The sequence below is a fragment of the Pseudomonas sp. P4_C3 genome (assembly GCF_056402075.1).
In genome coordinates, this window is the sequence record NZ_JBFUIC010000735.1 from 1 (window position 1) to 773 (window position 773).

General features: G+C 48.0%; 1 protein-coding gene. It reads left to right on the forward strand.

Annotated features, from left to right (window positions below; all coding sequences use genetic code 11):
• A partial coding sequence (locus AC1DVH_RS32140; RefSeq protein ID WP_477757169.1) for an OprD family outer membrane porin occupies positions 1-649 on the forward strand: 649 nt, incomplete at its 5' end.
• Between the last annotated feature and the right edge of the window lie 124 nt (positions 650-773).

Here is a 773-nt window from a genome sequence, read left to right on the forward strand (position 1 = left end):
ATATTATTACGGCAACCTTGAAGATTTTTATAAGCAACACTTTCTAGGGCTGATTCATAACTGGGCAATAGGTTCGGGCGTTCTGACCAGTGATATTCGATATTTCAATAGCCAGGATGATGGTGCAAACGGCCATGACCCTGCTTACTTTACGACAGGCTACTACGGCGGTAATACGATAAAAGGCAAAGTTGACAATAACCTGTTCAGTGGATTATTTACCTATGCCGTTGCCGGTCACTCCTTCGGAGCCGGCTATGAGGTCAGCAACGGAAAAAGCGATTTCCCTTATTTAAACCAGGGTGACGGTCCGACCACTTACACCATCACGGAAATGCAGGTTCAGAAGTTCGTGCACGCTGGCGAGAAGTCCTGGCAAGCACGCTACGCTTTCGACTTCGCGAAACTGGGCTTGCCCGGTGCGACGGCGGGGGTTGTATACGTTAAAGGTGATGACATCAATACCATCGCTTCCAGCAATTCCAGTGAGTGGGAACGCGATATAACGCTGGCCTATGTCGTGCAATCGGGACCGTTAAAAGGCATTAGCGTCATGTGGAAAAACGCAATGGTACGAAACAACATCCCAAACACCCGCCAACAAGACGAAAATCGGATAATCATTAATTACCAATTGGCATTGTTTTAGGCGTTATCCGATAGAACGGAAGTGAAAGTATATTCAGCGGGTTAGCGGCCCGCTTAACTGACAGGCAGCGCTTTCAGGAGTGTTGCGTGTACATGCCGTTCTCTTCCAACGGCATGTCTTATAG